The sequence below is a fragment of the Shewanella hanedai genome (assembly GCF_007197645.1).
Lineage (GTDB): Bacteria > Pseudomonadota > Gammaproteobacteria > Enterobacterales > Shewanellaceae > Shewanella > Shewanella hanedai.
In genome coordinates this window covers 147,320-172,711 of record NZ_VKGK01000011.1, presented here as the reverse complement: position 1 = coordinate 172,711, position 25,392 = coordinate 147,320, and the positions used below count along the sequence as shown (strand labels likewise).

20 protein-coding genes are annotated in these 25,392 nt (G+C 43.5%); 13 read left to right on the top strand and 7 right to left on the bottom strand.

The annotated features are described in order from the left end of the window. Positions 1–526: 526 nt before the first annotated feature. The 4 genes from FN961_RS11190 (at position 527) to FN961_RS11175 (ending at position 4,490) form a co-directional block, all read left to right on the top strand. Entirely contained in the window at positions 527–772 is a 246-nt protein-coding gene (locus FN961_RS11190; RefSeq protein WP_144040263.1) for an OadG family protein, read from the top strand. Between the two features lie 21 nt (positions 773–793). Beyond that, the gene (gene oadA, locus FN961_RS11185; RefSeq protein WP_144040262.1) at positions 794–2,593 is read left to right on the top strand and encodes a sodium-extruding oxaloacetate decarboxylase subunit alpha; all 1,800 of its coding nucleotides are present in this window, start codon (positions 794–796) and stop codon (positions 2,591–2,593) included. Positions 2,594–2,601: 8 nt separating this feature from the next. Beyond that, positions 2,602–3,732, top strand: a complete 1,131-nt coding sequence (locus FN961_RS11180) for a sodium ion-translocating decarboxylase subunit beta (protein ID WP_144040261.1) — start codon at positions 2,602–2,604, stop codon at positions 3,730–3,732. Between the two features lie 161 nt (positions 3,733–3,893). Further along, positions 3,894–4,490, top strand: a complete 597-nt coding sequence (locus FN961_RS11175) for a PilZ domain-containing protein (protein ID WP_144040260.1) — start codon at positions 3,894–3,896, stop codon at positions 4,488–4,490. A gap of 180 nt (positions 4,491–4,670) precedes the next feature. On the opposite strand, the gene FN961_RS11170 is transcribed toward FN961_RS11175, so the two are convergent. The 3 genes from FN961_RS11170 to FN961_RS11160 form a co-directional block, all read right to left on the bottom strand. Further along, positions 4,671–5,006, bottom strand: a complete 336-nt coding sequence (locus FN961_RS11170; protein ID WP_144040259.1) for a PBPRA1643 family SWIM/SEC-C metal-binding motif protein — start codon at positions 5,004–5,006, stop codon at positions 4,671–4,673. Positions 5,007–5,106: 100 nt separating this feature from the next. Then, the gene (locus FN961_RS11165; protein WP_144040258.1) at positions 5,107–5,292 is read right to left on the bottom strand and encodes a hypothetical protein; all 186 of its coding nucleotides are present in this window, start codon (positions 5,290–5,292) and stop codon (positions 5,107–5,109) included. A 157-nt stretch (positions 5,293–5,449) separates the two neighbouring features. Then, positions 5,450–6,727 carry a dicarboxylate/amino acid:cation symporter gene (locus FN961_RS11160; protein WP_373293393.1) on the bottom strand — a complete coding sequence of 426 codons (1,278 nt, stop codon included), beginning with the start codon at positions 6,725–6,727 and terminating at the stop codon, positions 5,450–5,452. 275 nt (positions 6,728–7,002) lie between these two features. Here FN961_RS11160 and FN961_RS11155 point away from each other — a divergent pair, with 275 nt between their 5' ends. From FN961_RS11155 to FN961_RS11135, 5 genes are all read left to right on the top strand, one after another. Next, positions 7,003–7,425 (top strand): YqaA family protein, encoded by a 423-nt coding sequence (locus tag FN961_RS11155; protein ID WP_144040256.1) that lies wholly within the window; start codon positions 7,003–7,005, stop codon positions 7,423–7,425. Between the two features lie 37 nt (positions 7,426–7,462). Then, complete coding sequence (locus tag FN961_RS11150) at positions 7,463–10,291, top strand: M16 family metallopeptidase (protein ID WP_144040255.1); 2,829 nt, start codon at positions 7,463–7,465, stop codon at positions 10,289–10,291. A 244-nt stretch (positions 10,292–10,535) separates the two neighbouring features. Then, positions 10,536–12,161, top strand: a complete 1,626-nt coding sequence (gene gshA, locus FN961_RS11145; protein ID WP_144040254.1) for a glutamate--cysteine ligase — start codon at positions 10,536–10,538, stop codon at positions 12,159–12,161. Between the two features lie 11 nt (positions 12,162–12,172). Beyond that, positions 12,173–12,598 (top strand): hypothetical protein, encoded by a 426-nt coding sequence (locus FN961_RS11140; RefSeq protein WP_373293394.1) that lies wholly within the window; start codon positions 12,173–12,175, stop codon positions 12,596–12,598. Between the two features lie 89 nt (positions 12,599–12,687). Continuing rightward, positions 12,688–13,305, top strand: a complete 618-nt coding sequence (locus tag FN961_RS11135; protein WP_144040252.1) for a transglycosylase SLT domain-containing protein — start codon at positions 12,688–12,690, stop codon at positions 13,303–13,305. Between the two features lie 81 nt (positions 13,306–13,386). Here the strand turns inward: FN961_RS11135 and FN961_RS11130 are convergent, their stop codons facing one another. The 3 genes from FN961_RS11130 to dauA all read right to left on the bottom strand — a co-directional run bounded on the left by FN961_RS11130 (position 13,387) and on the right by dauA (position 17,265). After that, positions 13,387–14,535, bottom strand: a complete 1,149-nt coding sequence (locus FN961_RS11130) for a 5-(carboxyamino)imidazole ribonucleotide synthase (RefSeq protein ID WP_144040251.1) — start codon at positions 14,533–14,535, stop codon at positions 13,387–13,389. 1 nt (position 14,536) lies between these two features. Beyond that, entirely contained in the window at positions 14,537–15,019 is a 483-nt protein-coding gene (gene purE / locus FN961_RS11125) for a 5-(carboxyamino)imidazole ribonucleotide mutase (protein WP_144040250.1), read from the bottom strand. 524 nt (positions 15,020–15,543) lie between these two features. After that, entirely contained in the window at positions 15,544–17,265 is a 1,722-nt protein-coding gene (gene dauA, locus FN961_RS11115) for a C4-dicarboxylic acid transporter DauA (RefSeq protein ID WP_144040249.1), read from the bottom strand. 446 nt (positions 17,266–17,711) lie between these two features. Here dauA and FN961_RS11110 point away from each other — a divergent pair, with 446 nt between their 5' ends. From FN961_RS11110 to FN961_RS11100, 3 genes are all read left to right on the top strand, one after another. Beyond that, positions 17,712–19,520, top strand: a complete 1,809-nt coding sequence (locus tag FN961_RS11110; RefSeq protein ID WP_144040248.1) for a vWA domain-containing protein — start codon at positions 17,712–17,714, stop codon at positions 19,518–19,520. Between the two features lie 99 nt (positions 19,521–19,619). Beyond that, positions 19,620–20,177, top strand: a complete 558-nt coding sequence (locus FN961_RS11105; protein WP_185972775.1) for a sigma-70 family RNA polymerase sigma factor — start codon at positions 19,620–19,622, stop codon at positions 20,175–20,177. Next, the gene (locus FN961_RS11100; protein ID WP_144040246.1) at positions 20,167–20,940 is read left to right on the top strand and encodes a hypothetical protein; all 774 of its coding nucleotides are present in this window, start codon (positions 20,167–20,169) and stop codon (positions 20,938–20,940) included. The genes FN961_RS11105 and FN961_RS11100 overlap by 11 nt, the downstream gene beginning before the upstream one ends. A gap of 119 nt (positions 20,941–21,059) precedes the next feature. Here the strand turns inward: FN961_RS11100 and FN961_RS11095 are convergent, their stop codons facing one another. Then, the gene (locus FN961_RS11095; RefSeq protein WP_229814670.1) at positions 21,060–21,536 is read right to left on the bottom strand and encodes a hypothetical protein; all 477 of its coding nucleotides are present in this window, start codon (positions 21,534–21,536) and stop codon (positions 21,060–21,062) included. Positions 21,537–21,694: 158 nt separating this feature from the next. Between FN961_RS11095 and FN961_RS11090 the strand changes: the two genes are divergently transcribed. Beyond that, positions 21,695–24,982 carry a S41 family peptidase gene (locus FN961_RS11090; protein WP_144040245.1) on the top strand — a complete coding sequence of 1,096 codons (3,288 nt, stop codon included), beginning with the start codon at positions 21,695–21,697 and terminating at the stop codon, positions 24,980–24,982. Positions 24,983–25,392 lie beyond the last annotated feature (410 nt).

The following is a 25,392-nucleotide window of genomic DNA, read 5'->3' as shown; positions in this document are numbered from 1 at the left end:
TTTGATCACCAAATGCCATGAATGTTCCTCACTATTTCACCTATCTCATTATTTATTCATCTCTTTTTGTGGGGATTCGTCAGACTCTGAGTAGATCAACTTCTTATACTGATTGGTATTAGCTTCAAGTTTCTCGAAATTATTAGCATAAACTGCATAACATTTCATCTTGTCAAATTCCAAGTTTCTATTTTTAAATCTAGGTTATCTGTTAGTACAACTTTCTACGTATAAACGACATGATATCGTTAGCTGGTTAATGGTTTCTCAATAAATTGTCATAAATTTTATTAATTTCACAGTCAACTAGCTCTGGTTTTGATTTATTTGGTATGACCAATTTACAACGGTGTCGGTACTTTGTTATAGATTGGTTATTGTTTTCTCTATGAGCTGGCTTAACTCAGCTCTGTTGATTGCAAACGTTAAAGCTAAGGTAGCTAGGTTTATTCTCAAAAGTGAATAAAAAGTTATTTTCTAGGTGTTGTGTTCCCTAGGTTATACAGAGAAAAATAAAGAGGGTGTGATGGAGTCGATATCTGAACAAATTGTTGAATCGTTTGGCATCATGTTGTTGGGTATGAGTTTAGTGTTCGTCTTTCTAACAGTATTGATTTTAGGGGTTAAATTGGTGGCATGGAAATTTGCGCCTTTACCCGTAGCGCCTACAAAACCCGTTAACAGCGGCGTTAGTGTACAAAGTCAGGGAATCGATCCCAAAATGGTAGCAGTGATCACTGCAGCCATTGAGCAATATCGCGCTAAAGCATAATAATAGCAGTAGGGATTTTCTATGAGTAAGCCACTTGCGTTAACCGACGTCGTCCTAAGAGATGCACACCAATCAATTCTGGCAACACGTCTTCGAACCGAAGATATGCTGCCTATCGCGCCACTATTGGATAAAGTTGGCTTCTGGTCTCTGGAGTCTTGGGGAGGAGCCACGTTTGACTCCTGCATTCGTTATTTAGGTGAAGATCCATGGGAGCGCATCCGTGAGTTGAAAAAAGTGATGCCTAATACGCCCCAGCAGATGCTTTTACGTGGGCAAAACCTGTTAGGTTACCGTCATTATGCCGATGATTTGGTACATAAGTTTGTTGAACGTGCTCATACCAACGGCGTTGATGTGTTCCGTATTTTTGATGCGATGAATGATGTCCGTAACTTAGAAACGGCCGTTAAGTCTGTGGTTGAGGTGGGTGGCCATGCGCAGGGCACTATCTCTTATACAACCAGTCCAGTGCATAACTTAGATACTTGGGTTGATATGGCAAAACGGCTTGAGGATATGGGCTGCCATTCAATCTGTATTAAGGATATGGCTGGATTGCTTAAGCCGTTTGATGCTTTTGACATGATAAGTCAAATCAAGTCACAGACAGATCTTATGGTTTCTATGCATTGTCATGCGACGACTGGGTTAAGTTCTGCTACATACTTAAAAGCCATCGAAGCAGGTATCGACGTACTCGATACCGCTATCTCATCAATGAGCCAAACGTATGGCCACAGTGCGACAGAAACTTTGGTTGCCATGGTCGAGGGTACTGATAGAGCTACTGGCTATGATATGGCTCTGCTTGAAGAGATTGCTGCCTACTTTAGAGATGTACGTAAGAAGTATGCACAGTTTGAAGGTGAGCTTAAAGGCATCGACTCGCGAATTCTACGTGCACAAGTGCCTGGTGGAATGCTGACAAACTTGGAGAGTCAGTTAAAAGAGCAGGGCGCTGCAGACAAGTTAGATTTAGTGCTTGAGGAGATTCCGAAAGTGCGTGAAGACCTAGGCTTCCTACCTTTAGTGACTCCCACATCTCAAATCGTTGGCACTCAAGCGGTGATTAACGTACTGACGGGTGAACGATATAAGTCTCTTACCAAAGAGACTGAAGGCGTATTGAAGGGCGAATATGGCGCAACACCAGCGGCTGTTAATCAAGAGCTGCAAGCCAAAGTGCTTGATGGTGCTGAAGCAATAACTTGTCGTCCTGCCGATCTACTGTCACCAGAATTAGATAACTTAACCCAAGAGCTTAAAGATAAAGCAACTGAAGATGGCCTTGATTTGGCATCTGAGTTGTCTGAAGACGTGCTCACTTATGCATTGTTTCCGCAGATCGGTTTGAAGTTTATTAAAAACAGAAATAATCCTGATGCGTTTGAACCTAAGCCTGTGCTTGCCCCGAAAGTCGAGGTTGACAGTACCGCACAAGAGCAGAGAGGTCCTGAAACGTATACTGTGAATGTAGAAGGTCAGAGCTTTGTTGTAGAGGTTTCAGCGGGTGGGGATATCAGTCAGATCAGTCCTGCTGAAAATGTTATCCCTTTCACAGCCCCTGTAGCACCACAAGCGGCGCTGACTCAAAGTAATGTTGTGAAATTAGAGATGAATGCCCCACTTTCAGGAAACATCTTTAAGGTCAACGTATCAACAGGTGACACAGTTCGCGAAGGGGATGTGGTGATTATATTAGAAGCGATGAAGATGGAAACTGAAATTCGTGCTGAAGCTGATGGCGTGATAAGTAAAATCTGGGTTAAAGAAGGGGACTCTGTCTCTGTAGGTCATCAATTATTAGGCTTGGCATAGGAGGTCAGATGGAAGGATTAATTGCATTTTGGTCTGAGTCAGGTATTGCTAATTTTACCGGCGGCCAATTGTTAATGATGGGGGTAGGGGCTTTGCTTCTTTACCTAGCGATTGTTAAAAAGTTTGAACCCTTACTGCTTTTGCCTATTGGTTTTGGTGCTATCTTGGCCAATATTCCAAATGGTGGCTTTACCGATGAGGGAGGCTTGCTCTATTTTGCTTACCACGTTGGAATTGAAACGGGAATATTTCCACTGCTGATATTCATGGGCGTGGGTGCCATGACTGATTTTGGTGCCTTAATCGCTAACCCTAAGATGTTATTACTCGGGGCCGCAGCACAATTTGGTATCTTCGCTACCTTGATAGGCGCTGTGGCGTTAAATTTTGTACCAGGCTTTGATTTCAGTATGAAAGATGCGGGGGCAATTGCCATCATCGGTGGTGCTGATGGGCCAACGGCGATTTTTCTCGCTTCTAAGCTTGCCCCTGATTTGCTTGGTGCGATTGCCGTTGCTGCATACTCTTACATGGCGTTGGTCCCCCTTATACAACCGCCTATCATGAGATTATTTACCACTGAAGCTGAGCGTAAAATTAAGATGGAGCAGCTAAGGGAGGTCAGTAAGAAAGAAAAAATCATCTTTCCACTGATGGTATTAGGCTTAACGATTCTGTTTTTACCAGCAGCAACCCCTTTAGTGGGTATGTTCTGTTTAGGTAACTTGATGCGCGAGTCTGGTGTCGTGGATAGATTGTCAAATACGGCTCAAAATGAGTTGATCAACATTGTGACTATCTTTCTTGGCTTGGCTGTAGGTTCTAAGCTTTCAGCTGACAAGTTTTTACAAATTGAAACCCTAGGTATTTTACTTTTGGGTGCCGTTGCATTTGCAATAGGAACAGCAACAGGCGTATTGATGGCTAAGTTAATGTGTAAGCTATCTGGCGGCAAGATTAATCCTTTGATTGGTGCTGCGGGCGTCTCAGCGGTTCCAATGGCGGCTAGGGTAGTTAACAAGGTTGGTCTAGAGTCTAATCAACATAACTTCCTGTTGATGCATGCGATGGGGCCAAACGTTGCTGGTGTTCTCGGATCTGCTGTGGCAGCTGGTGTATTGATTGCCGTGCTAGGCTAGCATTTAGTTTAATGTTTATGTTTAAAGCCCATCTCAGATGGGCTTTTTTGTATTTATTACCTTTATAATTATCTCTTACCAGAGCTTAAATAATAAGGGATTGAAGCTAAATGTTGAACGCTTTATAATCAATGTAACATTTTTTATACATTGAGACCGACATGAATTTCTCAACTGATGAAGTTGATCTCTTTAGGGAGCTATTCTCAACGGCAGCGAACGCTGAGTTAGAGCAGCGTCAACTTGTGAAAGTACAAACTAACATTCCCAGTTGTTTAGCGTCCATATTGCACCAATCAAGTTTGTCTCTTTTAGCTGAAGGGCCAGGTTATAAATTGTGGATCCCGCTCAAGATTGAAATCAATGAGTTTGGTGAAATTATACAAAACTTAGGTGCACCTGAAGTGATTGATATCAATGGTCACGAGCGTAGTTGGCGCGTAAAGCCACCTGTGGATGTGACCCTAACTGACGGTACAGATATTCCATTGGGTAATATTTTGTCTCTTTCATCAACCGGGATCACCTTGGATATGCAAGATACCTTGAATATCGATGAGAGCCTTGATGGGAAAGTATTGAACCTAAACTTACCGGATCAAAAGTCGGTGGAGTTGCAATTGCAAGCGGTGAGAGCCGATAGGCATATTTTTGCAGCAAGATTCGAGTGTTTAAACCATGGGCAAGATGTGATCAGACAGTTCCTATTTTCTCAGCATAGATCGAGGCACTTGGATCTGTATCGCAAAGCGATGTAATGAACTTAAATATCAGTTCAGGGTTTATGTTTAATGGGGGGAGAAACATTGACCTTAGAGTAAGAGACTTTATCTAAGACTTAAGATGAGTTAATGCGACATTCAACAACGATTTCAAACAATAACTAGGTGAGAAAGCGTCACTAGTGGCAATAAGAGCAACTAGTGACATCAGTATTGCTATGCGCAGCACTTCTTATATTTATTACCGCTACCACAAGGACAGGGCTCATTCCTGTTCGGCTTTTTATCGAAGCGAGTGGTTTCAGGCTTATTCAAAATACCGTCTAGCTCTACAATGTTCTCTTCAACGTCCGAGTTAATCTCAATGTTAGCAATTAAATCGTGTTCGTTTAACAGGGCTTCTATTTCTACTTTACGCGTATCGTTACTGACGACCAAGTTAAGTGGGTTATCACTGCTGCCTAGTTTTGAGGCTCGCTTAGTGTTATAGCCGAAACTTGTATGTTTAGGCTTAGGGGTTTTGCGCCCTTTAAAGAAAAATTTATCTGACATGGGACCTTCTAGATACCGCTGATTTGATGGATAGAGCTTAATTGAGAGTGCTTATACTACAAATGGAATTAGATTTCCATTTAAAGAGGTGGATATGCTGTTAGCTAGAGATATTTTGCTCAGCTGTGATCCAAAGTAGTAAGGCAAGAGAGAAGATGATGCTTGCGCTGATCGCGATAATATAAACAAAGCCTTTTTTGCCTTGTTTAAGAGGCACGCCATTGAAGTGTAAAAAACCTGTCCACAACAGGCATAAGATAATGGGTAACAGAAAAAACTTTGCCATATATTAGCCTTATATTGTTAAACCAGCTTGTAAATGTAGGGTAAGTATAATACTAAATAACGTAATTTTAATAGGCTATTAGCGTTTTTTATCATAAAAAAAGCCGCAACAGCGGCTGATTTTTTGAAGATATATTTAAGTCTTAAAAATGCTGGAATTACTCAGAAGCTGACTTCGTTTGAGTCGCTGTCGCGTTTTCATTGATATCCGCTTCTTGGTTATTATAGAACTGTTGCTCATCTAATAAACCTTCAGATTTCCCGATGACCACAGCTGTCATCATGTCTCCAGTGACGTTAGTACTGGTTCGGATCATGTCGATGATGCGATCGATAGCGGCGATAAACGCAATTCCTTCGAGTGGCAGACCCACAACGCCTAAGGTCACTGAAAGCATGACCATCGCGCTTCCAGGAACACCAGCGGTACCAACTGAGGCTACCGTTGCTGTCACAGCTATCAGCATGTAGTCAGTCATATCCAACTGGATGCCATAGATTTGCGCAATAAAGATGGCTGCAATGGCTGGGTATATCCCGCCACAACCGTCCATATTCATGGTTGCACCTAGGGGCAATACAAAAGAGCTGTATTGTTTGGACACGCCCATTGATTCAGTACAACGCGTGCTCGCTGGCAGTGTGCCGAAGCTTGAAGCTGTTGAGAAGGCGACAATTTGAGCTGGCATGGCTTTACGAAAGAACTGTAACGGGCTTAGCTTAGCGGCAAATTTAATTAAACCGCCATACACAAAGATGATATGTATCAATGCGGCGATATAGATAGCAGCAATAAACTTACCTAAAGGTAATAGCATGGATAAACCATACTCTCCGACGACCCAAGCCATCAGACCAAAAACACCGATAGGCGTCAGCTGAAGTACCATGCGAGTTAGCTGAAACATGACTTCTGCGCCAGCTTCGAAAGCGTGTTTAAGCGGTGCCGCTTTTTCGCCGACTTTGTTGATGGCGATGCCAACTAATACCGCAAAGACGATAATTTGCAGGACTTTGCCTTCAGCGAGTGATGCAAAAGGGTTAACCGGGATAATGTCCAAAAGCACTTGAGAGAACCCAGGGATGTTACGTTCACGAACTTCTGTGGTCACAAGCTCCATTGAGCCGCCCATATCAATCAGTGAACCAACGGTTAAGCCAATGAGCGAGGCGATTGTGCCTGTGAACATAAACATGGCTAATGTTTTGAAGCTTAAACGCTTAAGACTGGTTTGAGAGCCTAGTGAGGTGATGCTAACGACAATGGCACATAAAATTAAAGGTGCAACGAGCATCTTAATTGCGCTGATGAATATATCGCCTAAGGGCTTGAGTACCGTGGCTGATTCGCCAAAAATAACACCGACACCTGCCCCTAAAATAAAGCCTGCGAGGACTTTTTGCCAAAAAGGGATCTGTTTAATGGTTTGCCACATGATAAATTTTCCAAGTTTTTATTATTAAAATAAGGTCTGTAATGAAGTGTTAATAAAGTGTTTTCTATGCCCCAAAATAGAGCAAATAAGTTAGGCTATTATCCGATGTTTCCATTGTATAGATAGCACTACTTGCAAAACAAACCCATTTCGTTATAACTTATTGTGATAATAGGGTTTGTTTTAATAACTTTAAAATTTAACACCAGTTCAACATTGATAATTAATCGGTATTTATTAATAAAAAATTACGATTTTTCATTAGGTAAGCTTTTATGACAGCGTTATGGTTAATGTTCAGTGCGTCCTTCCTTGCTGCGACCTTGTTACCGGGTGGATCAGAAGTTTTACTTGTCGCCCTGCTTAATGAAAGTAGTGATGCTTGGCTTTCTTTGGTTATTGCTGCCACGGTTGGCAATACACTCGGCGCGCTGACCAGTTTTTACTTAGGCAGTTTAGGCCGATTTGCTCGCAGTCCAGAAGAGGTCGCAAAAGGGAAGTATCGCCACGCTATGGTACTGATTCAAAAATATGGCTATTGGGCTCTTCTTTTATCTTGGGCACCGTTAATTGGTGATATTTTGTGTTTATTAGCAGGCTGGATGAAACTTCCTCTGCTTAGATCGACTCTGATGATATTAGTAGGTAAGTGTGTACGTTATCTTTTAGTGGCAGCTTTCGCACTTCATTGGTTATGAATACTGGGTTATTGCTCAGTCAGTAAGGAGCTTTAAAGTGAAAAAATGGATATTAGCCGTGGCTATTTCAGCCGCGTTAGCTGGATGTGCGAGTCAAGAAACAGAATCGAATTTGCCTCAAGGGGTGACCTTGCTTGAGTCAGTCAGCCTTGCTAAATCTGAAGTGGGTATCGCTTACAAAAAATATCAGCTAGCCAATGGTCTTACGGTCATTTTGCATCAAGACAAATCGGATCCTTTAGTGCATGTGGATGTCACTTATCATGTGGGGTCTGCGCGTGAGTTAGAGGGACGTTCAGGTTTTGCCCACCTGTTTGAACATATGATGTTCCAAGGCTCACAACATGTGGGTGATGAGCAGCATTTTAAAACGGTTACCGAAGCCGGCGGAACGCTCAATGGCACCACGAATACGGATAGAACCAATTATTTTGAAACTGTACCGAGTAACCAGTTAGAGAAGATGCTCTGGCTTGAATCTGATCGTATGGGCTTTTTCTTACCAGCGTTAACAGAAGAGAAGTTTGAAGTTCAACGTGAAACCGTTAAAAATGAGCGTGCTCAACGTATCGACAATCAACCCTACGGCCGTATGGGCGAGCAGTTTAATCAAGCCTTTTACCCAGCAGGGCATCAATATTCTTGGCCTGTTATTGGCTGGCCAGAAGATCTGGAACGTGCCAGCTTAGATGATGTTAAAAACTTCTTTAAACGTTGGTATGGTCCAAATAACGCAACCTTGACCGTTGGAGGCGACTTCGATGAGATGCAAACGTTGGCTTGGATAAATCAGTACTTTGGTGAGATCCCATCGGGCCCTGAGGTTAACGCGGATAAGAAGTCTTTAGTGACGTTAGATAAGACTCGTTATATCTCAATGGAAGATAAGATACATCTGCCGCTTATTCGTATCGCTTTTCCAACCGTTTATGCCCGTCATCAAGATGAAGCTGCGCTGGATCTTCTCTCTAATATTCTTGGAGGCGGCAAAACATCTATCTTCTACAAAAATTTAGTTAAAGATGGCTACGCGGTTCAAGCTGGCGTAAGTCACCCTTGTCAGGAGTTGGCTTGTCAATTCTCCATGTACGCCTTGGCGAACCCTGCAAAGGGCAGTCAGTTGAAAGATCTTGAACAGCGGATGAAGGAGTCGATTGAGGAGTTTGAACATCGCGGTGTGACCGATGAAGATCTGCAGAAAGTGAAAGTGCAATTTGAAGCTGGCACTATCTTTGGTCTGCAAAGTGTCTCTGGCAAGGTGTCTACTTTAGCTTTTAATCAGACATTTTCTGATGATCCGAATATGATAGCTACAGACTTAGCGCGCTACGCCAATGTGACTAAAGCTGATGTGATGCGTGTGTTTAACACTTATATCAAAAATAAACCGATGGTGGTGATGAGCATCGTCCCTGAGGGGCAGAAGCAACTCATTGCCCATGAAGATACCTTTACTCCACCTGTGCTTGAAGTGTCGGATGTAGCCGTCACTGGAATTGATAATATTCAAGCTATTACCTCTTCATTTGATCGCAATGTGATGCCCGCTGCAGGTAAAGCTCCTGTGCTAAAGTCACCAGAGTTATGGCATGGTGAGCTTGCTAATGGCATCGAGGTTATTGGCACTGAAAGTGAAGAGACTCCTACGGTTGAGTTGTTGATATACCTTAACGGTGGCCACAGGTTGGTGCCTATTGATAAAGCTGGGCTTGCGGGGCTAACAGCCTCCATGCTCAATGAGTCGAGCCAGAAACGCAGCTCAGAAGAGTTAGCACAAGCACTGGAGATGTTAGGTAGCACAGTGAGTTTTGGTGCTAGCGGTTATCAAAGTTACATCAAGGTCTCTAGCCTGACTTCTCGTTTAGATGAAACCTTAGCGATAGTTGAAGAGCGCTTATTTGAGCCTAAGTTTAGCGCAGCAGATTTTCAGCGTCTAAAGCAACAACAGCTACAAAGTTTACAGCACATGATGTCAGACCCTAATTATATGGCTGATACAGCATTTGATGGTTTGATTTATGGCGCTGATAGCCCATTAGGCGTGAGCAGTAATGGCACCTTAGAGACGGTTTCAGGATTAACATTAGCCGATGTTACTGCTTTTTATCATCAGCAATACACGGGTGGCAATGCACAAATTGTTGCAGTGAGTAATTTAAGTGAAGCGGAGATTTTAGGACAACTGAGTGGACTATCTCATTGGAAAGGCGAGGCTTCTACGTTACCTGCATTAGCTAAGTTACCGGTACTTCAAGGTGGAACAGTTTATATCGTCGATAAGCCAGGCGCTGCTCAGTCGGTGATTAAATTCGGAAAGCATGGATTACCATGGGATGCCACGGGTGAATTTTTTAAATCGTACTTGATGAATTATCCCTTAGGTGGTGCCTTTAATAGCCGAATTAATCTTAATCTTCGTGAAGATAAAGGTTACACCTATGGCGCGCGGAGTTACTTCTCTGGTGGCAGTGAACTAGGGGTATTCGAAGCGCAAGCGAGCGTGAGAACCGATGTCACTTCAGAGGCGTTGGTTGAGTTTGTTAAAGAGATAGATGAGTATAGAAATCTGGGAATAACCGATGAGGAGTTGGCTTTTATGAAAGCGTCAATCTCACAAGGTAAAGCGTTAGATTACGAAACTCCCTATCAGAAAGCTGGCTTTATGCGTCGTATCCAGCGTTTCAACCTTGATACGAACTTTACGGATACGCAGACTGATATCACCAATAAGATGACTAAAACTGAACTCAATGAATTAGCTGAAGAACAGCTAAAACTTGAGCAGATGATCGTGGTTATCGTGGGCGATAAAGCTAAGATTGAGGCGGATATTAAAGCACTTGGCTATCCAGTCTCTAATTTATAGTTGTAATTTGAGTGACTGCCCCATATATCTAAAGAGCTAAGTAAAGTATCTAATAAGCGTGGCCTTAAAAGGCTAATGCCAGTTAGATACTCCTTTACTTTATAGGTCGAATGAGAGTTAACTAGCGAGATGGGGCAATGTTCATCATTTTATCAGTCCCGCTTCGATGCCTTTTGTAAGGTATTTTGAAAGCAAATAGGACGTAAGCTGGTCTGACTTATATACATGTATATATAAGAAAATAATGACGAAACTAGAGAAAAATATATTGAAACCTTTCAATGAAGTAATTGAGCATCTCTCGACCCCTGAGGGGCGTAATGCACTACAGGGAATGCAGCGCGGTATTGAGCGTGAGTCATTGAGGACTGATAGTTCAGGGCATCTGGCGACTGACAGTCATCCACAAGCTTTAGGATCTGCATTAACACATTCACGGATCACCACTGATTACAGTGAGTCATTGTTAGAGTTTATCACGCCAGTCTTTCGAGATATCGATAGCTTATTACAAGATCTAACTTACACTCACGCCTTCTCGGTTCAAAACCTTAATAATCAAAGGCTTTGGCCTGTGAGTATGCCTTGTTATGTGGGTGATGTGAAAGATATTCCGATTGCTGATTATGGTGTATCTAATCCGGGAATGATGAAAAGTTTGTATCGTAAGGGATTGACCTACCGATATGGTGCTCAAATGCAGATTATTTCTGGTGTGCATTTTAATTTCTCAGTGTCGTCTGAGCTGTGGGATAACTTATACCAATTCTCGGGTAGCTCGCTGACTAAGAATGACTTTATCTCTGAGTCTTATCTTGGGCTGATACGTAATTATCGTCGTATGGTGTGGGTTTTACCTTATCTGTTTGGTGCATCTCCTGCACTTTGTAGCTCCTTCCTTAAGCAACAAGAAACCGATATTCCATTTGAGAAAATGGGTAAAGGTACCCTCTATCTTCCTTATGCCACATCACTGCGTATGAGTGATCTTGGTTATACCAACAAGGAACAAGAGCAGTTGGATATCAGCTATGACTCTCTTGATAAATACTTGATTGGCATGAAGGCGGCGATTCGTAAGCCTTCGAAAAATTTTGAGGCAATAGGCGTTAAAGTTGATGGTGAATACCGTCAATTGAATGCGAACGTACTGCAAATTGAAAATGAATTCTATGCCCCTATTCGTGCCAAACGAGTGGCAGAAAATGGTGAAAAGCCCTCTGAAGCATTAGCAAGAGCGGGAATTGAATACATCGAAGTGCGCGCTTTGGATGTTAATCCTTATAGTCCAATTGGTATCGAAGCTTCACAGGTTAGATTTTTAGACCTCTTTTTACTGCATTGCTTATTGAATGAATCACCGTTGAGTGATGCAGGGCAGGAAGCTGAAATTTCGAGTAATTTAAATCAGGTTATATTAGAGGGTCGTAAGCCAGGGCTCGAATTGAGCAAAGATGGTCAACCCATTTTACTCTCTAGCTGGATGAATGAACTATTTGATGGACTCAATAGTTTATGCGGTTTACTCGATACAGAAAGCAAGCAAGATTATCATGAAGCACTGACACGATGGAGTGCAGCGGTTGACGATCCAGAGCTTTCTATTTCAGGCTTGGTAATGAAAGAGCTTAAAACCTCTCAAGTTGATCATGGCTTCTGGGTTAAGCAATTAGCTGAGACCTATTACCATACGTTGAATGATTATCCATTGCCTGAAACGGTTAAACAGCAATACCGAGCTGCCGCGATCGAATCAATTGAAAAACAGAGAGTGATGGAAGCTGAGACAACTCAAAGTTTCGAGTCATTTCTTGATGATTATTTTGCCGAGCCCTCATTAGAGGACCAAGCTCAAGTTAACAACGCCTGATGAGCGCTCAAGTGCGCAATACGATAGTGTGCATTGTATTAGGCGTACTTGTATCAGGCTGTGCTTCACAGCCTGATACAAGCCGTTATTGTGGTACTGTATCAGGCTATTTAGACCCAAATCCAGCGCAAGATCTCTATCGCGCTGTGGTTACCCATCTTAACGGTAAACCCGTTATCTCTAAGCCTAACTATCAACTTTCCCCTGGCATCTATGAGTTTACTTTGGCTGAGTTGATAAGCGCGCCTGAGCTAAAAGTGAAGTTGGCTGCACGAACGCCTAAAGTGTTATCAGTGACCGTTGACACGAACCAGCGATATCATCTGGCGGCAAAATTTAATACCGATAAAATTTACCGCGGTAATAACACTGACTTTTGGATGCCTGTTATTTGGCAGCAAGAAGCCCATGATTGTGAATTACCAGAGTTAAAATAAGCGGTATTTTGTCGAGCCTATATTTGCTTCTTTTTTCCATCAATGTGACACTATGGCTTTGATAATTTAGCTTTTCGGTATTCTCATTAATGAAACTCTCTTCCTATATATTGACGGCGTTCTTGGCTTTATTCGTGTCAGGTTGTGCAAGCGCGCCGCCCAAAGAGCCTGAAAATTTATGCGCTATCTATCAAGAGCATCGTTCTTGGTATGAAGCGGCTAAAAATACGCGCGAGAAATGGGGAGTTCCTGTGCATGTTCCTTTGGCGATGATGTATCAGGAGAGTTCATTCAAGCATAATGCTGCGCCGCCAATGGAGTATTTCCTTGGGTTTATCCCTATCGGAAGAGCCAGTGATGCCTATGGGTATGCACAAGCTAAAACCATGACCTGGGATGACTATGTTAAAGAGACGGGTAACTCTTGGTCGAGCCGAAGCAATTTTGATGATGCAATGGATTTTATGGGCTGGTTTATCTACAAAACCAATAAAATTAATGGTGTTTCAAAATGGGATGCGCGTAACCAATACCTTAACTATCACGAAGGTTGGGGGGGGTATAAGCGTAAGACTTACAACCAGAAAGCCTGGTTGATCAAGGTTGCTAAAAAGGTGGATGACAGGTCTAAGCGTTATGCTCAGCAATATCATACTTGTAAGGAAGACTTAGACTCCTCTTGGTTATGGCGCCTGTTTTTCGGTTAACTTTTTCGGTATAAAAAAGCCGAAATATAAAAGTGTTATATTTCGGCTAGATAATATCAATTGGTATCATGACACGACAGGTTAACTTTGTAACAACCGCTCCGCCATCGAACGCACACCAGGGTAATCTTGCTCAGGTAACATATCAGCCAGTTGCAGTAGTTTATTACCTAACGCGCTGTTATCTTCAGCTGAAACATTAATATGCCCCATCTTGCGGCCAGTTCTTTGTGTTTTGCCATACCAGTGACTTTTAACATCATCAATCGTTAGTACCTGCGTTGGCATAGCGCCTTGACCCAATACGTTGATCATCACACTTGGCTTTTGTGCTTTGGTATCTCCTAAAGGCAAACCTGCAACCGCACGTAGGTGGTTTTCAAATTGACTACAAGCAGTCCCTTGCTGGGTCCAATGACCTGAATTATGCACGCGAGGGGCGATTTCGTTAACCATTAAGGTGCCGGAAACCTCAAAAAACTCGATAGCCAGTACGCCAACATAATCCATAGACACAGCGAGTTTATTAAACGCATCTACTGCTTGCTGCTGGATTTTATCATCCATCTCAATCGCTAGGGATAAAGTGAGCACGCCATTGGTATGTTGGTTTTCAGTAACTGGATAAGTTTTTACATTACCCTCTTTATCACGGACACCAATCACAGAAACTTCACGATCAAATGGGATCATCTTCTCTGCAATAATGGTGTGGGGGAAACTCTCTGTTCCACTCGCAATAAATCCGGCCATCTCAGTCCAAATTGATTCAACTTGATCTAATGATTTTAAACGCCACTGTCCCTTGCCATCATAACCCGCTTGGCAAGTTTTTATCACAAGGGGTAAATCGAGCAGGGAAACGGCATCTAAGAGGTGCTGTTTTTGAGTGATCAACTGATAGGGAGCGGATGGAACCCCCGTTTTATCGAGTAGATTTTTCTCAATACTGCGATCACCACCTGTTTTAATGGCAGCTTTACCTGGGTAGAACTTGCCACTTTGACAGCACAGAGCCAAGACATCATCAGGGATATGTTCAAACTCAGAGGTGATCACATCAACGGTTGAAATGGCTTGCTCTAAACTTTGCTCAAACACTTGTTGGGTAAGTGGGTGAATGATTTTTTGAGAGCCGACATCAAAAGCGCGCACATTCAAATTCAGTGGTGCACCCTCTAAACTCATCATACGTGCTAGCTGTCCAGCACCTAAAACTAATATGTTCATATTAAATAGCAGGGTCCGGGTTAAGAAGTACTGAGTCGGTTTGCGCTTGACGAAAAGCTTCTATTTTCGCAAAAATTTCAGGTTGCTGGCATCCTAAAATTTGCGCGGCTAATAAGCCCGCATTGGCAGCACCTGGCTCGCCAATAGCCAAGGTTCCCACCGCGACACCTTTAGGCATTTGGCAAATAGAGAGTAGTGAATCTATACCATTCAGGGCTTTAGATTTAACAGGTACACCTAGAACTGGCAAACTGGTATGTGCGGCAACCATGCCTGGAAGGTGCGCAGCACCGCCGGCACCGGCAATAATGACTTTTAGACCACGATCTGCAGCGGTCGAGGAGTATTCAGCGAGTAGCTGGGGGGTTCGATGTGCTGAAACCACACGTGTTTCATAGGTGATACCAAATGTATCTAACATTTTCGCCGCATGTTCCATGGTCGGCCAGTCAGATTTGGAACCCATAATGATACCAACTTTCATACATACTCCTTCGTAGGGTGAGCTTAAAAACACGACATAGGTGTTATTTGCGCACGATTATACACACAGAAGCCTGTTAATCGAAGCTTTGCTGGCAAATTGCTCAGTTTGATTAAGTCTATGATAGTTTGATGATGTATTTAGTTAGGGGGGCGGCCAATTAAATGAATAAAGAGCTCAACTGTTCATTAATAAAATGCCAGCTAGTTTACGCTAGCTGGCATTTTTATACCAATCAGTATAAAGATTTAATCGCTCAGCGAGAGTTTAGCGCTCCTGAGGCAAGGCAACGAGTGAAGAGCATAGTTATTCTACGGTTAAGCTCGTTAACACAGGATCAGAAGCGCTAAAACTCGCCTGTAAGGAGTGTTTTTGGCTGCCTACTTCTGCGTTGAATGAACTCACAAGGGAACAACCATTATGTCATCCATTCGCCTTGAATTAGTTTGCCAAAAAACACTCTGAGTAGATCAACTTCTTATACTGATTGGTATTACACTGTATTTTTACAGGAAATGGCATTCCTAATGAGGATGTTTCTCCAGAGCATCAACCAGTGTTGGATAAAAGTGAAGTAACCCTTCAATAGGTTGAATTCTAGCTCTGGCTAAGGTGCGGATAGGCTGAAATTGCAGATCAGTAATAACCAGCTTGCACTGTTTTGCTTGCAGATGCTCTATCAACTTCGTTAATGCCGTTAAACCGCCTGCATCTAATATGGAAACGCCATCCATATAAAGAATGAGTGTTTGCCGCTCTTTAGCTAAGAGTGTTATTTCTGAAAAGATAGAGTCGGCTGCAGCAAAAAAGAGCGGACCATTTATCTTCAATACGACCCAGTTTTCAGGAATGTCACTGTCGATATAACGCTTGTTTTGACTGATATCATATAACCGGGTCATCTCGGCTATCTCTTTCATAAATAGCAGTGCCGCTAACACGATCCCCACCGTGATGGCGATAACCATGTCGAAGATGACAGTGAGTGAGAAACAGGTCAGAAATACAATGACATCACTCTTAGGAGCCGACTTGACCAAATGAAGCGCTTTTGGTGCTTCACTCATATTCCAAGCGACAACTAATAACAGCGCCGCCATGGCTGGCATGGGTAGGTAAGCGAGAATATTTGCCAGTAAGAGTAAGCCAAGAAGTAGGACTATAGAGTGAACCATGCCTGCGACTGGGCTTTGTGCACCGGCTTTCACATTGGCTGCACTTCTTGCGATGGCCGCAGTGGCCGGGATCCCACCGAAGAAGGGCGCAATGATATTGCCTAACCCTTGTCCCAGTAGTTCGCTGTTTGCACTGTGTCTTTTACCTGTCATGCCGTCGAGTACAACGGCGCATAACAATGATTCAATCGCGCCGAGCATCGCAATAGCAAATGCACTGGGAAGCAGAGCTTGTACCATGCCCCAACTTAATCCTAAAGCTTGGTGGTTAGCACCATCTTGCAACCAAGGCAGTTCAAATGTAGGCATAAAGGGCGGAATACCCATACCAACGCCACCATCGGCTAAGGGATAGTTAAACCGTGTGCCTATGGTTTCGACAATGGTGCCATCTTGGTTCAGCCAAAGGGCTAGAAAACTGCCGACTAAAATGGCGGGCAGATGAGCTGGGATCGGCGTTTTTAGTTTAGGCCACAATAGCATGACGACAAAAGTGGCCAGTGCGACAGAGGTACTTGCCGCTTGTATGGTCGGAAAAGCGTGAGCGAGTGCTGCTAATTTATCAATATAGTGCTCCGGCATCTCAGTGATAGAGAGTCCGAAGAAGTCTTTAAGCTGCAGTGTGGCAATCACAACACCGATTCCACCAGTAAAGCCTAGGGTCACAGGCTCAGGAATATATTGAATCAGTTGCCCCAGCTTTAATAGCGACATCATGACCAAGATAATCCCTGACATCACCGTTGCCATTAACAGGCCCGCTAACCCAAACTCTTGGGCTATGGGATAAAGCAGCACGACAAAAGCTGCGGTAGGCCCTGAGATACTGTATCGCGATCCGCCAGTGAGGGAGATGATAAACCCGCCGACGATGGCGGTGTAGAGACCGTATTGCGGAGGTACGCCACTGGCGATGGCAAGAGCCATGGCCAAAGGTATCGCGATAATACCAACTGAGATGCCTGCAAGCACATCTTGTCCAAGGCGTTTGAGATTGTACTTTTCCTTGATGCACGCCTCATAGAAGGCATGACCTAGGGATAATGAGAATAGGTGGGCTTTGTGTGGCACGTTAATCTGTCCTGAAAAGAGAGTGAAAGCGGTGTGACAATATCTGGTATTGGAAGATGCATTGTCACTTTTAGATTGCGCTATCTTTGGAGCTTATTCCCTTAAGGAGAGCTTAGGGAAAATGGGAGTCGGTGAGCTTTATATGGCACATTAACGCTCCTGAGTAGAAGTGGAGTTCTATATCAGCAAGTAAGTGGCAAAGACATTGTTCTTGTCAGTATTGCGGGTATAAATTTGATTAGGTATTAGCCAAAAGTACCATATTTTCACTTTTTGAAATGTGATTCATCTCACCTACTACCCAAAAAGCATGAACTGCCTCAAGCTATAATTCGAGATTGATTTCTGCATCCATGAAACTTTTTTAACCACTTTCTGTTTTATCTGCGTTTGTATCTCTATATCCCTAACTGCAACCCAGCAACAGAATATCATTGGAGAGTCTCATGCAAGTTCAGTCTGATCACGGTGTGAATAGAAATGGTTTTAGATTATCAACAATCTCAATAGCGCTACTGATGAGTTCAGGTTTGGCGTTGGTCGCATGCAGTGGCCAACAACCAACGGAGTCAGCCCCAAACAAAGGAGTGGTTCATGAACAAAGCCAAGATATGGCCAGTGTGAGCGATCCCTATCTTGCTGGTAAACAGGCAAGTGTTCGCATGATGAAGATGAAAGCCCTGTCTGGAACTGAGCGAATGCTTTACATGAGTCCACCTTCAAATGGAGATCATGATCTGGGGATTAGTGAGTTAGATAGGGATAAGTTTGAACGACAAGTTGCGAACGGAATTATGGTGGCCGGTGAGATCCCTGTGTCCACTTTTTCAATCGATGTTGATACTGGCAGTTATTCAACTTTTAGACGTTGGGTTAATCAGGGACGTTTACCGCAAAAGGGAACCGTCAGGGTGGAGGAGATGGTTAACTATTTCTCCTATCAATACCCAGCACCTAATGCAGAGGAACAGCCATTTAGTGTTAACACCGAACTCGCTCCCTCTCCCTACAATGCAGATAAGATGTTATTGAGAATAGGCCTTAAAGGGTTTGAGAAAGATAAAGCCTCTTTGGGAGCCAGTCATCTGGTGTTTTTATTGGATGTGTCAGGGTCAATGTCATCAAAGGATAAGCTGCCTCTACTGAAAAGCTCGCTTAAGATGTTAAGTCAGCAACTTGATGAGCAGGATCGCATATCAGTGGTTGTTTACGCTGGTGCTTCTGGTGTGGTACTCGATGGTGTCAAAGGCAATGACCATTTAGCCATCTCCCAAGCCTTGGATAAGCTCAACGCCGGAGGCTCGACCAATGGCGGAGCTGGAATAGAGCTAGCTTATCAATTAGCGCAAAAGCATTTTATCACTGGCGGGGTTAACCGGGTTATTTTAGCCACCGACGGAGATTTTAATCTTGGTTTGTCGGATCAGCAGGGGCTAACAGATCTCATTGAAGATAAACGTAAGCATGGCATTGCCTTGACGACTTTAGGCTTTGGGCAAGGTAATTACAATGATCATTTGATTGAGCAACTGGCAGATAAAGGTAATGGGAATTACGCCTACATCGATACGCTAAATGAGGCCCGTAAGGTGCTGGTGGACGAACTCAGTGCAACCTTAATGACCATCGCCAAAGATGTAAAAGTGCAGGTGGAGTTTAACCCCGCAATAGTGTCGGAATATCGTCTTATCGGTTATGAAAACCGTCAACTTAATCGAGAAGATTTCAATAACGACAAGGTCGATGCTGGTGAGATAGGGGCGGGGCATAGAGTCACTGCTCTGTATGAGATAAGTCTAGTCAATAGTCCAAATCAAGCGAACGATAAGCTCAGATATGGTGTCGACACCAATACGGGGGAAGAGAAGTACAGTCGCACAGAGATTGCCTATTTGAAGTTAAGGTATAAACCCTTGGATAAAGAGGTGAGCGAGCTGATTAGTTACCCTATCTTAAAAGACTCTGCATTAAGTCGCTTTGGTCAAGCGAGTGATGACTTTAGATTTGCAGCTGCGGTGGCGGGCTTAGGTCAGTTGATTAATCAGAGTCACCATATCGGTGATCTAGATTATGCCAAGGTCAGTGACATTGCTCAATCGGCGATGGGAGAGGATCCTTTTGGTTATCGTCATGAGTTTGTGCAATTGACCAAAACGGCTGGGTTGCTGGCAAAGCCTTTGTCACAAGGCATTGAGCTATCAGATGAACTTGGGATAGACAAAGATGGGTTAGCGGTGCACACTTTCCAGCAATAAAGCCCCAATGATATAGCTGGGGGAGAAGATATTTGTTTGGAGAGTCTTGTGGCAGAAGCATTAAATGAAAGAGCAGAAGCTGACGTTGATCAACAATTGATGTCACAATATTCACAAGGTGATACGTCGGCATTCGAGTCTTTGTATCAAAAACATAAAGGTGGTTTATATCGCTATTTCGTTCGCCAGATAGGGGATCTTCAATTGGCAGAAGATCTCTATCAAGAGACCTGGGGACGAGTGATTAAAGCGGCATCTAGCTATGAAACGAGTGCAAAGTTTACCACTTGGTTATATCGAATTGCCCATAACTTACTTATTGATCATGTTAGAGCGGTAAAACCGGTCGATCTCTTCAGTGAGGCATTTACTGAAGAGCAAGATGCAGATTCGTTGTTACCAAGTGATACTCAAGCTCCTGATACCCAGTTTGAAGAGGGAGTTAAGGCGAAGTTACTTAAGCACTGCATCTCTCTATTGCCTACGGTGCAAAAAGAGGCCTTGCTGCTTAATATGGAAGGCGGGTTTACCGCTGGTGGCATTGCCGAAGTGGTGGGGATTTCGCTTGAAGCGACCAAGAGCCGTATCCGTTATGCGAATCAGAGTTTGAAAGCGTGTGTGATGAATAAGTGGCAGGAGGTCGAAAATGAAAGATGAAAATGCAGATAAGCCTGCTGAATTTGATGCTGAAATTAAGCTTTGGTACCGGGCTCAAGCGCAGGAAACTCCCAGTGCAGAGTTGGATGACGCTATCATGTCGTTAGCGAAAAGTGCTAATCAATCAAAGAAAGCGGATAATCTCGTTGTTGTTGACAACAGTTTCTGGCGTCGTCATCGCTGGCCAATTTCGTCAGCCGCTTCGGTGATGTTTGTGGCAACTTTGCTGCTTATTAACCAAGATGAGACACAGGAACTATTGAGTGATGAGTCTTATGCGCCAGTGATGATGCAGATGGAAGCAGACGCTCAAGAGTCGGAGTTACCCGTCACGCTGCGCAAGAGTGAGCCTAGGGCTATGATGAGTGCACCTAGCGTGGATGAACAGCAAGTTCAATTACAAGGGGCTGCTCAGAATGAGGTTATTCAGGTGGATGTGATCTCCGAGGTCGCTAAAGATGTTTCGCTTCAAGGGCGTAATGCTGATGTTAAGGCTAAAATAAAATCCCTCTCTGATAGCAAACCTATCAAGACGATGCCACAACGTGATGCGGTAGTGAGTGCCAAACAGGCTGTGAATCATCTTGAAAGCTTGGTGAAGCAAGAGCAGTGGGTTGAGGCCGAGAAATTGGTGCTTAAGATACGCAAGAACTATCCCCAGCTTAAAAATGAGGATCATCCCCAGCATTTAAGGTGGAAAACCCTAAGCGAACAGGTGATTATTCCTCTGCCGAAACCAAGCGTACCCGCCTCTGATAAGTAATTAATTGATATTGAAAAAAGCCCCTAGTACCTTGCGGTGTTAGGGGCTTTATATTTCTTCCTTATCAATGCACCTTGCATTGAAAGGGGGTTCTGCTCACATACTGAGTAGAACGGGTATTAGAACAGATCTTTAAACCAATCCCATATACCAAGGGATGACCCTTCCATTAGATCGATACCTAACGCCGATTTGAGGATGTAGATGGTGAATAGACCCATAAGCATACTGATGACGATAAAACTCAAGACTAAGCCGACAAACATCAGCATTGATGCATGCTTCTCGCGTCTTGTAAAAGCACGTTTGTTTTTACCCAGTAGAAATACGTAGAAGAAACGCCAGCGTATAAACGGGAAGGAGAGTGTGCCTCGATTATCAATAAAATGCCTTGCCCAAGTGCGATCTCCTAAAGCGATTCTAAAGCCCTGAAGTTGTTTATCGGTATAACTATTGGCAATATCGTCCGGCAGTTTTTTTAATAATTTTTCTATAATAGGGTCTTGTCTGATGGGTAAGGAATCTGCGTCATTCATAATTTCAATATCTTCCAATACTGACTTTACTGCGGCATTATCCTTTTCATTTTGATCCATATTTAACCCGTATTATTGAACACTGTTTTTTAAGTATAGTCAGTTAGCCTCTTTGTACACATTTCCTAATAATTATTGATCAATATTTTACTGTTGAATTCATTATTTTTTGTTACCTTGTTGCTCATAAAAAATTAAATAAAAATAATGAGCTACCCATGAAACTTAGCCTCCCTTTTGTTTGTACCTTAATGGCGCTTGGCGGCCTTAACCTTTCGACCGCAATAGCATCGGACTCTTCAGCACAGCTTGGTTACTACCGTGCCCCCGCTCTGAGTGGCAATACTCTCGTGTTTACTGCAGAGGGAGATCTTTGGACAAAGCGGATGGACCAAGTGCAGGCCCAGCGTTTAACCAGCTTACCTGCAGAGGAGTTAGGGGCGACGATCTCCAAAGATGGTCAATGGGTGGCCTATGTTGCAAATTATGCTGGTGCTAGCGAAGTCTACGTGATCCCGATAACGGGTGGGCAGGCTAAACGGGTGAGTTTCGAGAATAGCCGAGTGCGAGTTCAGGGCTGGACTGCCACTGGCGAAGTGCTCTACGCCACCGATAATGCCTTTGGCCCTGCTAACTACTGGGTGCTCAGAAGTGTTGATCCACAGACTTTAGAAACCCAAGATCTTCCGTTGGCAGATGCTATTGAAGGGGTGATTGATGAAAAAGGGGAGTATCTCTATTTTACTCGCTTTGGTCTGCAAACCACGGGCGATAATACCAAGGTTTATCGTGGCGGTGCCAGAGGTGAGCTTTGGCGTTATAAGTTGAATTCAGATATAGAAGCTCAACGGCTCACGTCTACCCATGAGGGATCGGTTCGTCAGCCTATGCTGTGGGATAACCGTCTCTTTTTTGTCAGTGATAGCGATGGCAATGATAACTTTTGGTCGATGGCACTTGATGGGACCAATATACAACAAGTGACTCAATTCAAAGAGTGGCAGGTTCGTGGTGCACGTTTGCATGAAGGCCAAATCGTGTTTCAGCAAGGTGCAGACATTAAGTTGTTTGATATTAGTCAGCGTGAAACTCAAACTCTGGATATTCAGTTAATTTCTGATTTCCCTCAACGCCGTGCACATTGGGTTAACAGTCCAATGAAATACGCGACCTCAACTCAATTATCGCCAGCGGGTGATAAAGTTGTCATTACAGCAAGAAGTCATGTGGCCATTGCCGGCACGGATGGTTCTCGTCTTATCGAACTGACTCTTCCTGGAAATAGTCGAATTAGAGGCGCGGTATTGAGTTCGGATGGAAAGTGGGCCTATGGAATCAGTGATGCATCGGGAGAGCAAGAGATCTGGCGCTTTTCCCTTGATGGAGGCCAAGAAACCAAACAGTTAACGAAAGATGGCACAACCTTACGCATGGATATCAAGCTATCACCGGATGGGCGTTACATTGCGACCGATGATTATAACGGCGATCTCTGGTTGTTGGATTTAAAGAAAAATCGCACTAAAAGAATCATTACTCAAGGTGAGGGGTTAGGTCCATATGCCGATGTTGTTTGGTCTCCTGATAGCCAATTTATCGCCGTTACTAAGTTCGAATTGGGCAAGCCTAGACCTCAAATAGTTCTTTATTCGCTGGATGATGATCGCAGCGAAACACTGACAAGTGATAAATATGAGTCATATTCCCCCGCATTCAGTGATGATGGTAAATGGCTCTATTTCCTCTCAGATCGTCAATTTAGCTCAATGCCCACTTCCCCTTGGGGCGATCGTAATATGGGGCCTATGTTTGATAAGCGCACCGAAGTTTTTGCCTTAGCACTGGATAAAAATGCGAGCTTCCCATTTCGCCAACCTAATGAGTTGACAGGATCTGTTAAGGATGACGATCAAGACAAAAAAGCAGATAAGGAGAGGGTAAAAGTTGATTGGAATGGGCTCAATCAGCGTTTATGGCAAGTGCCTGTCGCTTCTGGTAACTACTCCAGCCTTCAAATCAATGACAGTAACTTGTACTTTATTGACAAAGCACCGGGTAAAAACAGCGTACCGAGTCTTAAAGTGGTTAAGTTTGATTCACTTAAGCCAAAAGTAGAGACATTTGCCGACGATGTTGGCAGCTATGCTTTATCGGCCGATGGTAAAAAGCTCTTTATTCGCAAGCACAGTAAAGATGGTCAAAATATGTTGATTGTGGATGCAGGCGATAAACTCCCAAAAGATCTTAGCAATACTAAAGTTCAAACCAGTCAGTGGCAATTAGCCATAGAGCCAGAACTCGAGTGGCAACAGATGTTTGAAGATGCTTGGTTAATGCACCGAGATTCCTTTTTCGATAAAGAGATGCGTGGTCTTGATTGGCAGGCAACTAAGAGCAAATACCAGCCTCTGGTTGATAGGTTGACCGACCGCCACGAGCTTAATGACATTTTTAAACAGATGATGGGTGAATTGGACTCCTTACACTCGCAAGTTAGAGGTGGCGATTTACCACAAGACAGTGAGATGGCAAAAGCTGCCAGCTTAGGTGCCCGTTTAGCTCAGACTAAGATAGGGGTAGAAATCAGCCATATTTATACCAATGATCCTGAACTGCCTTCCCATGCTGCGCCTTTAGCGCAGATAGGTGTTGATGCCAAAGTGGGCGATATTATCGTTGCAGTGAATGGTAAACCAGTCACAAACCAAGCTGATGTGACGCGCTTTTTAACCAACCAAGTTAATAAGCAAGTTCTGCTCACGCTAAAACGTGGCAGCAAGCAGCACAAGATCATTGTTAAGCCTGTGAGTATTCGCAGTGATGCCAAGCTGAGGTATTTAGATTGGGTTAATGCCAATGGCGATAAAGTGAGTAAAGCAAGTGATGGCAAAATTGGTTATCTGCATTTGTACGCAATGGGCAGTGGTGATATCGCCAGTTTTGCCCGTGAGTTTTACGCTAATTATGATAAAGAGGGCTTAGTGATTGATGTTCGCCGTAATCGCGGTGGCAATATTGACAGCTGGATTATAGAAAAATTACTGCGTCGTACCTGGGCATTTTGGCAACCGACGAGAGGTACTCCGAGCGGCAATATGCAGCAGACTTTTCGTGGTCATTTAGTGGTTCTCACCGATCAATTGACCTATTCAGATGGTGAGACTTTCTCTGCGGGGATAAAAGCGTTGGGAATTGCCCCTTTGATCGGTAAGCAAACCGCTGGTGCTGGCGTATGGCTATCGGGTCGAAATTCATTAACGGATAAAGGGATGGCGCGTGTGGCTGAATATCCACAATACGCGGTAGATGGACGTTGGGTATTAGAAGGACGAGGCGTTAGTCCTGATATCGAGGTAGATAACTTACCTTATGCTACTTTTACCGGCCAAGATGCTCAGTTAGAAAAAGCCATTAGTTACCTGAAAGAGGAGCTTGTGCAGCAACCCGTGCTTCCTTTTAATGCTCAACCTATTCCGGCAAGAGGTATGGCGCAAGACATTAAGTAATCAAAATATTAAAAACTTTGAATGTGCCGCTTCAGGATTCATTAAAAGTTGGTAAACAGGGTTGTATTCGAGAGTTTGAATACTGCCTTTATTATCGATTCAGTAAAAGTTTGAAGTAAGCGTTGATGTTGTACTCAGGCCTTCACCTCGTCTGTTATTAGCATATTAGAGGGTTACGACTTGGTATTCGCCAAGTCTGTAACCCTCATTTTTATCTCATCATTCTTTGTGCTTTTCTCTTTCTCATAGCGAATAAGGGAGGTAAATTAGCTTATTATTCTGCGTATCTATCCAATTTATATACTTAAACCCCCTTTCCGTGAAAATATCTTGTATATTTGATTATTAAATCTTTTTTAATTGCTGATGTCGCAGCGTGACAGTCAATAGCATGACTTCTTTCTTTAGGT